This is a genomic window from Pseudomonas sp. GW823-FHT02C02, assembly GCF_058797635.1.
Map to the genome: position 1 here is coordinate 72,397 of NZ_JBXAJV010000028.1, position 9,784 is coordinate 82,180.

Genomic DNA, 9,784 nt, shown 5'->3' on the forward strand with positions numbered 1-9,784 from the left:
TCGGGGGATTTAACTGTGCTCAATGGCCTGTGGCTTGGCTTTTTCATCGTGGCTGCCGTTTCGGCACTGGCGCAATGGCTGATCGGCGGTAACGCCGGGATCTTCGCGGCGATGGTGGAAAGCATTTTCGCCATGGCCAAGTTATCGGTCGAAGTCATGGTCCTGCTGTTCGGCACCCTGACCCTCTGGCTGGGCTTTCTGCGAATTGCCGAGAAGGCCGGGATCGTCGAATGGCTGGCCAAGGCGCTGGGCCCCTTGTTTTTGCGCCTGATGCCGGAAGTGCCGGCCGGTCACCCGGCCATCGGCCTGATCACGCTGAACTTTGCCGCCAACGGCCTGGGCCTGGACAACGCCGCCACGCCGATCGGGCTGAAGGCCATGAAGGCGCTGCAAGAACTCAACCCCAGCGCCACCATCGCCAGCAATGCGCAGATCCTGTTCCTGGTCCTCAACGCCTCCTCCCTGACCCTGCTGCCGGTGACGATCTTCATGTACCGCGCCCAGCAAGGTGCACCCGATCCGACGCTGGTGTTCTTGCCGATTTTGCTGGCAACCAGCTGCTCGACACTGGTGGGCCTGCTGTCGGTGGCGTTCATGCAACGTCTGCGACTGTGGGACCCCGTGGTGCTCGCGTACCTGATTCCCGGTGCCTTGGCCCTCGGTGGCTTCATGGCGCTGCTGGCGACGCTCTCGGCGACCGCTCTGGCCGGCCTGTCATCGATCCTCGGCAACCTGACGCTGTTCGGGTTGATCATGCTGTTTCTGGTGGTTGGCGCATTGCGCAAAGTGAAGGTCTACGAAGCGTTCGTCGAAGGCGCCAAGGAGGGCTTCGACGTGGCCAAGAACCTGCTGCCGTATCTGGTGGCGATGCTCTGCGCCGTTGGCGTACTGCGGGCGTCCGGGGCGCTGGACTTTGGTCTGGACGGGATTCGGCACCTGGTGGAGTGGGCCGGTTGGGACACGCGCTTCGTCGACGCACTGCCGACAGCGATGGTCAAACCGTTCTCCGGCAGCGCCGCGCGGGCGATGCTGATCGAAACGATGAAGACCTCTGGCGTGGACAGCTTCCCGGCGCTGGTGGCGGCGACGGTCCAGGGCAGTACGGAAACGACATTCTATGTGTTGGCGGTGTACTTCGGCGCGGTGGGCATCCAGCGGGCGCGGCATGCGGTAGGGTGCGCGTTGCTGGCGGAGCTTGCTGGCGTACTGGGCGCCATCGGCGTTTGCTACTGGTTCTTCGGTTAACCAACGATCCCCTGTGGGAGCGAGCCTGCTCGCGATAGCGGTGTGACAGTCAACATTAGTGGTGACTGATTTACCGCTATCGCGAGCAGGCTCACGCCTACATGGGGCCCGTGTTGGCTTTAAGGGCGACTTTCTGGCCTTGCTCTACCGTCCAAGCCACCACCTGCGCCGTCAACTGATCACTCGCCTGACCAAATCCGGCCACCACCGCCGGCACTTTCACATCGCTCAATGGCTGACGCACTTCAAAGCGGCGGCTGGCGAGGATGCGCTGGTCATACCCACGCACCAACAAGGCATCCAGCCGCACGACCACGCTCGCAGCGGTGCCTTGGTACTCAGTCTGAAATGCTTGCAGGCTCCCGCCCAACTCCAGATCTGCCTGGAAGTTGCTGTCATCCGTGCTCAGCAACGGCACTCGACCGTCCCGCTGGAAACCATCCAGCAACCGATTACGCAGCAACACCGGCGCCGGATCACTCCAGCGCGAGGCGGTGTAGCTGCTGATCAGATCACCTTGCGGGATCACGGCGATTTTCGGGCTATTCAACGCTTCGCTGGCCTGCGGCTTGGTCAGGCGCAGCGACCAGCGTTGCGGCGTGCCGTGGCTGGCCGAAACGCTGCTCTGGGTCGACGGCAAGCGATAGACATCGGAGGGCTCGGACTTGGGCAGGATCGAGCAGGCGCTGACCAACGTGAAGCTGGCGAGGAGGGCGAAGGTCGCAAGCTTCATGGCGTGAACTCCTTGTTCTTGTCATTGCCCAGCAAATAACCGCTGGGGTTGGCTTCCAGGCGCTGGGAGATGGCTCGCAACGACGTCAGGGTGTCGCGCAGCTCGCGCACCGCTGGCGCCAGGCCATTGAGGCCCTGCAAGCCGCTGTTCAGGGAATCCTGGTTGGTCGTGAGCAACTTGTTGATGGTCGCGCTGCTTTGTTCCAGTGATTTCATCGCCTGCTCGGCGCTGCCGAACATCTGCTTGCCCTGATCGTTGAGCAAGCCGTTGGCGTTGCGCATCAGCGTCGACGTCTGTTCCAGCATGGCGCCAGCCTGCTTGCCGACGGAGGCCAGTTGCTGCATCGCCTGACGAATATCACCGCGCTGGTCGGCGATGGTCCCGGTGGTTTGTTCCAGATGTTCCAGCGTCTTGCTGATGCGCTCGACGTTCTCTGTGGAAAACATCAGGTTAGCGTTATGCATCAGTGTGTTCACACCGGCCATCAGGTCGCCGCTGTCATTGAGCAAGCGAGCGATAGGCGAGGGTGAAGCGACAATCACCGGCAGATGGCCGTCCTTGCCTTTGAGGGTCGGGCTTTGCGGCGTACCGCCACTGAGTTGAATGATCGATGTGCCGGTGATCCCGGTCAGCGCCAGGATGGCCCGGGTGTCTTCTTTGATCGGCGTATCGCCGCCCAGGCGAATCCGCGCCAGAACCCGGCGCGGGTCTTTCGGGTCCAGGCGCAACGTCACCACATCACCGACCTTGATCCCGCTGTACTGCACGGCGCTGCCCTTGGACAGACCGCTGACCGCCTCGTTGAAGACGACTTCGTAATCCTTGAACTCGGTGTCGACACTGGACTTGGCCAGCCACAGGCCGAAGAGCAGGGCGCCTGCCACCACAATCACGGTGAACAGGCCGATCAATACATGATGGGCTCGGGTTTCCATGTCAGACCTCTTTCAACTGTTGAGCGGCGGTCAGCGCCGCGCGGCCGCGAGGGCCATGGAAGTATTCGTGAATCCACGGGTCGTCGGTTTCCGAGACCTTGTCGATGGCGTCCGCCACCAGCACCTTTTTCTGCGCCAGCACCGCCACCCGGTCGGTGATGGTGTAGAGCGTGTCGAGGTCATGGGTCACCAGAAACACACTCAGGCCCAACGCATCGCGCAACGTCAGGATCAATTGATCAAAGGCTGCGGCGCCAATCGGGTCGAGGCCGGCGGTGGGTTCGTCGAGAAACAGAATGTCCGGGTCCAGCGCCAACGCCCGGGCCAGCGCCGCGCGCTTGATCATGCCGCCAGACAGCGAGGCAGGGTATTTGTCCGCCGCGGACAGCGGCAACCCGGCCAACGCCAGTTTCACCGCCGCCAGATGCTCGGCGTCTTCACGGCTCAGGCCGGCGTGTTCGATCAGGGGCAGGGCGACGTTCTCGGTCACGGTCAGCGAAGAAAACAGGGCGCCTTTCTGGAACAGCACGCCGAAACGCCGTTCGACCATCGAGCGTTCATGTTCGGGCAGCGTCGGCAGGTTCTTGCCAAAGACCTTCACCACACCCTCGCTGGGCTGGCGCAAGCCGACGACGCTGCGCAGCAGCACCGATTTCCCGCTGCCGGAACCGCCGACCACGGCAAGGATTTCACCTTTGTACAAATCGAGGTCGAGGTTTTCGTGCACGCTCTGGCTGCCGAAGCGATTGCACAGCCCACGGACTTCAATCACCGCCTCGGAGGGCGCTCGGGGTAAACGACTCACCAGCCCATCTCCATGAAAAACAGCGCGGCCACGGCATCGAGCACGATCACCACGAAAATCGACTGCACCACACTCGACGTGGTGTGCGCGCCCACGGACTCGGCGCTGCCACTGACCTTGAAGCCTTCGAGGCAACCGATTGCAGCGATCAGGAACGCGAAGATCGGCGCTTTGACGATCCCCACCAGAAAGTGCTGAACGCCGATATCGGTTTGCAGCAGCGACAGGAACATCGCCGGCGAGATACCCAGCGACACGGCGCAGACCACGCCACCGCCGATGATCCCCGAGAGCATGGCCAGGAAGGTCAGCATCGGCAACGCCACCAGCAGCGCCAGCACCCGTGGCACCACGAGCAATTCCATCGGGTCGAGGCCCAGTGTGCGGATCGCGTCGATTTCTTCGTTAGCCTTCATCGAACCGATTTGCGCGGTGAACGCACTGGCGGTGCGGCCGGCCATCAGAATCGCGGTCAGCAACACACCGAACTCTCGCAGGAAGGAGAACGCCACCAGGTCCACGGTAAAAATACTCGCACCGAAGCTGGCCAGCACCGTCGCCCCGAGAAACGCCACCACCGCACCGACCAGAAAGGTCAACAGGGCGACGATGGGCGCGGCGTCAAGGCCAGTCTGTTCGATGTGCGCGACCATGGGCGTGATGCGCCAGCGCTTGGGACGAAACAGATTGCGGGCGATGGTTTCGAGGATCAGGCCGACGAAGCCCAGCAGTTGCAGGGTGTCCTGCCAGACGGTGTCGACTGCCCGGCCAATGCGGGTCAGCAGTTGAATGCCGACACTGATCTCCGGTTCCTTGACCGGTACGCAGAAGTCGCTGAGCGAGCAATAAACCGTCTGCAACAAGGCACGGTCTGCAGAAGAGAGGGTGCAATCAGGGTGTTCGGCGGATCGCCCCAGACGCTCGGACCCGAGCAATTCCACCAACAACGACGCCCCGGCGGTATCGAGCGCACCGAGGCCATTGAGGTCGATGTGCGTGCTGTCGTCGTATTGGCCGCGGAGCTTTTCGCTCAGGTGCTTGAGATCGGCGTAGTGGGCGAGCGTCCAGTCACCCGTGACCCGCAGTTGAGCAGGGGAGTGAGAGACATCTAGCTGGGCATTGCCGGCCATTGTGCTGCTGGTCATAAGCTCCGTGCTTGTTCGGCTATTAGCGCAGCGCTACGTAATAGCACGAACCGGATTACTTTTCTTTGATCGGTGTGCTGTCCGTGATCTTGAAGCGCAGCACGCCGATGACCTGGCCATCCTCGGTCAGCACCCGCACTTGCCATTTACCGGCAGGATTGCCTGGGAAATTCTGCTTGTGGGTCCAGGCACGGTAGCCTTCCTTGCGTCCGCCGTGGATGTCCAGCGGGATACGGTCGACCTCTTTACCGTTGAACTGCCACACGTGATAAATCCGCTCATCGAGGCCGCGCGGGGCGTTGATGGCGGTGTAGGCGTACAACCCGTCCCCACGGATCTGCTCGGCGCTGACCTCGTCCAGACTCTTGCCGGGTGTGCGGTCCTGCATTTGCGTGCTGATCGCCACGTCGGTCATCCATAAAGTGGCCGGCGGCACCCACGAACGCAGCACCCAGCCGAGGGCACCGATGCCCAGCGTGATACTCAGGATCGCCAACGCGTTGCGCACCGTGCGGATCGGGAAGATCGAGGCCAGGCTCGGGAACGACAGTAAAACAGCGGTGCCCAGCGCCAGTTTGAAGCTTTGCGAAGTGGTCAGGTGCAGGATGACGGGCAGGGCGGTGAGCAGCGCGGCAAACAGCGTCAGCGTGTGCAACGCCAGGAACGCCCAGCGCCGGGGTGCCAGCCATTTGTAGTAGAGCGGGTCGATGATGGAAATCAGCGCCGCCATGCTCAGCAAACCGGTGAAGAAAAACTGGCCACTGTTCCAGGTCGTGGTGATGAAAAAGAACGGCAGGACGAAGAACAGGCTTTCCTGGTGGATCATCTGCGTGGCGTAACGCAGCAAAGGCTGGGGGATTTCGCGCTTGAAGAGTTTGGTGAACAACTTGGTCAGGCTGTTTTCCAGCATCAGCCAGATCCAGCTGAGCACCATGATGATGGTGATCCAGGTCGCCAGGCCCTGTTGCCGATCCACCAGGATGAAGCTGCCGACTCCGGAGATAAAACCACCGAGCGCAATGACCCCTGGATAGCGCTTCATCAATTCCAGGATGCGCTGGACGTACAGGGTCAGAGTAGGCATTCGGCGGTTCGCAATAGTCGTGGGAAAAATCCTCGACAGAGTACCGCCCGGGCGGGGGCGTGGCGAGGGGGATACGTCCGTTTTCCCTATACAACATTGTGGAGAGGGCGCTTGCTCCCGCTGGGGTGCGAAGCGCCCCCAAACCCGCACACTGCGTGTCATCAGGTAGAGCGCAAGCACCGGTTTTACGACTGCTGCGCAGCCGAGCGGAAGCAAGCTCCCTCGCCACAAAAGCCCTGCTGCCAGGGCGGCCAGTTACCGGCGGCGATGGACTCGCCAAGCCAATACCCCGAGGACAAGCAATCCAAACACCCCGGCCATCGCCCACATCAACTGGTCATAACTCATCAGCGGCTTCTCGATCCGCACATACCCCGGTTGCATGAGCAACTCGCGCATGGCCTTGTTCGCTTCTTCCAGCGTCACGCCTTGCAGTTCCCTGGCCGGGGCGGCGAAACGCCCGTCCTGGTAGTCGCCCAGCGCGCTCCAGTAGTAATCGGCCAGCGCGCTGTTGCCTTGCACGGCCCAAGCCTGGCGGGCGATGGCGGCCTGTTTGAGGCGGTTGAAGGTGTTTGCGTCGAGACCGTCCTTGAGCAAATCGGCCTTCAAATCCTCCAGCACCTGCCGGGCCTTAGGCACGTCATCGCGCTCAAGGTCGGCGTTCAGGCTCATGAAGCCCACCCCGCCAAACACCTCGCGCTCGGCCGAGGGGCCGTAGGACAAACCGTGGGACAGGCGCAATTGGCGGTAGAGCGCCCAGTCCAGATAGTCCTTGAGCAGGTCGAAGGTTTCGTCGTGCTGATCCTGCAGCACCGGTTCCGGCACCAGCCAATGCAACTTGGCGCCGCCGCCGACGAAACCATCGCTCAGCGTTCGTTCGTGGGCGGCACTGGCCTGGATTTCCGGCAAGGGCAGGTGATCGGTAGGCTCGACCGCTTCAAGTTCACCATAGGAGCGTTCCAGATACGCCGGCAACAACTTGTCGAGCTCGCCAACCACGATCAGCGTCATGTTATTGGGCGCGTACCAGGCCTTGCGTACCGTCTCCAGTTGCTCGCGAGTCAGGTTATCGACTTCCGGGCGCTCGGGGCATTTAAGGCCCAGCTCCACTGCCAGCTGATTGCTCGCGGTGTGGCCCAGGTCCTGACGATCCAGCCAGCGCTGCAAGTGCGAGTAATGGCCGCCGTCCTCACGCTCGACCACTTGTTTGGCGGCGTTGATGGCGTTGTCGTCGATTCGGGTCTGCGTCAGCAGCGCCAGCAGCAGGTCGAGCACCTTGCGCTGGTTTTTCGCCGGGGCTTCAATGACGAACGTCGTGTCAGCGTTGCTGGTGAACGCGTTCCACTCACCGCCCAACGCCTGCATGCGCTCTTCCAGGCCGCCTTCGCCGGTTGCATCGATGCCGCTGAACAACAAGTGTTCGAGCAGATGCGGCAGCTCCTTGTCGGCGCAGCTGAAATCATCCAGACCTACGCCGACCACCAGGCGAATCGCCACGTGCCCGCGCTCGGTGCCGGGTTTGAGCAGTAATTGCAAACCGTTGGGCAGCGTATAGCCCTCGACCTGGAAACGATCCAGGGCAAACGAAGGAAATGAGCCAAGCAACAGACAGGCGAACAGCAGACAACGCATAGCAAGCTTCCATACGGCTGATTGGAGATCCGTGTCGCTTTCCAGGCAGCCATCGCGAGCAGGCTCGCTCCCACATTGGTTTTGTGAACACCACAATTCAAATGTGGAAGCGAGCCTGCTCGCGATGATCTTGAACCGGAACCACTGTTACTGACTGACCACACCGCCAGACGTTCAAGGCGAATGCGTGATGTCAGCCATATCGTCGACCGCCAGTGCACCGGTGTCCGATGTTTCCAGCACCACATAAGCGCTGCTGCAGAACAGCGAGTTCAAGCGCTTCATGTCGGCGATCAACTCCAGGTGCAGTGAACTGGTCTCGATACTCTGCACAATCTTACGTTGCAGACGGCTGACGTGAGCATGGGCCAGGCGGCGTTCCTGTGCGCGAAAGCGACGTTTCTCACGCAGAAGCTGGCGGGCACTTTCCTTGTCGGCACTGAGAAATACCGACAAGCCCAAACGCAGGTTGGAGATCAACTGGCTGTGCAACCCGGCCAGTTCTTCCAGACCAACCTCGGAAAAAGACCGGCGCTGCGAGGTTTTCTGCTGCTGCACCTTGCGCAGCATGCGTTCGATCAAATCGCTGGCCAACTTGAGGTTAATCGCCAGTTCGATGATTTCCGCCCAACGCCGGCTGTCTTGGTCGCTCAAATCTTCTCGGGGCATTTGCGCCAGGTAAAGCTTGATGGCGCTGTAGAGCGCTTCGACATCATCCGTCAGTTTGCGCATTTCCTGGGTGATGGCGGATTGTTTACCACGCAGCACGTCGAGCATTGCTTCGAGCATGTTGTCGATCAGATCGCCCATGCGCAGGGTTTCTCGCGCGGCGTTGGCCAATGCCAGGCTGGGGGTAACCAGCGCGGTCGGATCAAGGTGGCGGGGTTTCGCCGTGCCGTTGAGCTCCGGCCGCTCCGGCAGCAGCCACGCGCAAAGCCTGGCCATTGGGCCGACGCTGGGCAACAGGATCAGGCAGCGCGCGGTGTTGTAGAGCAGGTGGAAGCCAATGACCATTTCCTGGGGGCTGAAGTCGAGGCTGTCGATCCAGTGCACCAGCGGGTCCAGCACCGGAATGATCAGCAGCAGCCCGATCAGTTTGTACAGCAGGCTGCCGAGCGCCACCTGACGGCCAGCGGCGTTTTGCATGCTGGTGCTGAGAAACGCGAGGATACCGCTGCCGATGTTGGCACCGATCACCAGGCCGATCGCCACCGGCAGGCTGATGACGCCGGCGCCAGCCAGGGTTGCGGTCAGCAGCACGGCGGCCAGGCTGGAATAGGAAACCATCGCGAACAACGCGCCGACCAGGGCATCCAGCAGGATATCGCCAGTCAACGAGGCGAAAATCACTTTCACGCCCTGCGCCTGGGTAATCGGCGCGGCGGATTCGACGATCAGTTGCAGCGCCAGGATGATCAGCCCGAGACCGATGCTGACGCGACCCATCTGGCCCAGGCGAGTCTGCTTGCGGGACAGGAAGAAAATCACCCCGAGAAAAATCAGCAGAGGCGACAGCCAAGACAAATCAAACGTCAGCACCCGCGCCATCAGCGCCGTACCGACATCCGCGCCGAGCATCGTTGCCAGGGCGGGCGTCAGCGCCATCAGGCCCTGACCGACGAAGGATGTGACGAGCATGGCCGTGGCGTTGCTGCTCTGGACCATCGCGGTAACGACGATCCCCGAGATGAACGCGAGCCAGCGTTTGGACATGTTCTGGCCGATCACATGGCGCAGATTGGAACCGTAGACCCGCAAGATGCCGGTTCGGACGATGTGCGTGCCCCAGATCAACAAGGCCACGGCCGATAACAAATTAAGCAGGGTGAGCATGCAGGCCCCCTGTGGTGGTAGCGCCCCAGAGGGGCAAATTGACGGTGCCGCGCGACGTTCTACGTTCTGTACTTAAGCTGTAGTTGGCTAACGGTCTGGGCGCCAGCATCGCATAGCTAAAGACGTGATTGAAACAAAACTGTCATGAAAACAGGTTGATGCAGAGAGTAAAAAAGGGACCCGAAGGTCTCAGCCGGACAGTTGAAAAGGTGCGCGACACAACCCCTGTGGCGAGGGAGCTTGCTCTCGCTGGGCTGCGCAGCAGCCTTAAAATCGGTGGGAGTTCAATCGCTAAGGAAACTCTGAAAAAGACTTCCAAATCTGGTGAGATACGGCTGTCCCACGAACTGAACGGTTGAGCCCCGATGAAGC

At 61.3% G+C, this 9,784-nt stretch carries 9 protein-coding genes; 1 reads left to right on the forward strand and 8 read right to left on the reverse strand.

Annotated features, from left to right (window positions below; all coding sequences use genetic code 11):
- Positions 1-15 precede the first annotated feature (15 nt).
- On the forward strand, positions 16-1,245 hold the full coding sequence (locus AC1ROI_RS32615; protein ID WP_083375351.1) for a nucleoside recognition domain-containing protein: 1,230 nt from the start codon (positions 16-18) through the stop codon (positions 1,243-1,245).
- A 97-nt stretch (positions 1,246-1,342) separates the two neighbouring features.
- Here the strand turns inward: AC1ROI_RS32615 and AC1ROI_RS32620 are convergent, their stop codons facing one another.
- From AC1ROI_RS32620 to AC1ROI_RS32655, 8 genes are all read right to left on the reverse strand, one after another.
- The gene (locus AC1ROI_RS32620) at positions 1,343-1,978 is read right to left on the reverse strand and encodes an ABC-type transport auxiliary lipoprotein family protein (RefSeq protein ID WP_102594693.1); all 636 of its coding nucleotides are present in this window, start codon (positions 1,976-1,978) and stop codon (positions 1,343-1,345) included.
- Positions 1,975-2,913 (reverse strand): MlaD family protein, encoded by a 939-nt coding sequence (locus AC1ROI_RS32625; RefSeq protein WP_010465569.1) that lies wholly within the window; start codon positions 2,911-2,913, stop codon positions 1,975-1,977. The genes AC1ROI_RS32620 and AC1ROI_RS32625 overlap by 4 nt, the downstream gene beginning before the upstream one ends.
- A gap of 1 nt (position 2,914) precedes the next feature.
- A complete protein-coding gene (locus AC1ROI_RS32630; RefSeq protein WP_102594692.1) occupies positions 2,915-3,718 on the reverse strand; it encodes an ABC transporter ATP-binding protein in 804 nt (267 codons plus the stop codon).
- Complete coding sequence (locus AC1ROI_RS32635; RefSeq protein ID WP_010465565.1) at positions 3,715-4,863, reverse strand: ABC transporter permease; 1,149 nt, start codon at positions 4,861-4,863, stop codon at positions 3,715-3,717. The genes AC1ROI_RS32630 and AC1ROI_RS32635 overlap by 4 nt, the downstream gene beginning before the upstream one ends.
- Positions 4,864-4,918: 55 nt before the next feature.
- Positions 4,919-5,947 carry a DUF5924 family protein gene (locus tag AC1ROI_RS32640; protein WP_010465563.1) on the reverse strand — a complete coding sequence of 343 codons (1,029 nt, stop codon included), beginning with the start codon at positions 5,945-5,947 and terminating at the stop codon, positions 4,919-4,921.
- Between the two features lie 255 nt (positions 5,948-6,202).
- Complete coding sequence (locus AC1ROI_RS32645) at positions 6,203-7,579, reverse strand: M16 family metallopeptidase (protein WP_010465561.1); 1,377 nt, start codon at positions 7,577-7,579, stop codon at positions 6,203-6,205.
- A gap of 174 nt (positions 7,580-7,753) precedes the next feature.
- Complete coding sequence (locus tag AC1ROI_RS32650) at positions 7,754-9,412, reverse strand: Na/Pi cotransporter family protein (protein WP_010465559.1); 1,659 nt, start codon at positions 9,410-9,412, stop codon at positions 7,754-7,756.
- A gap of 142 nt (positions 9,413-9,554) precedes the next feature.
- Positions 9,555-9,784, reverse strand: a 230-nt coding sequence (locus AC1ROI_RS32655; RefSeq protein WP_218263593.1) for a hypothetical protein, incomplete at its 5' end; no start/stop codon positions are given.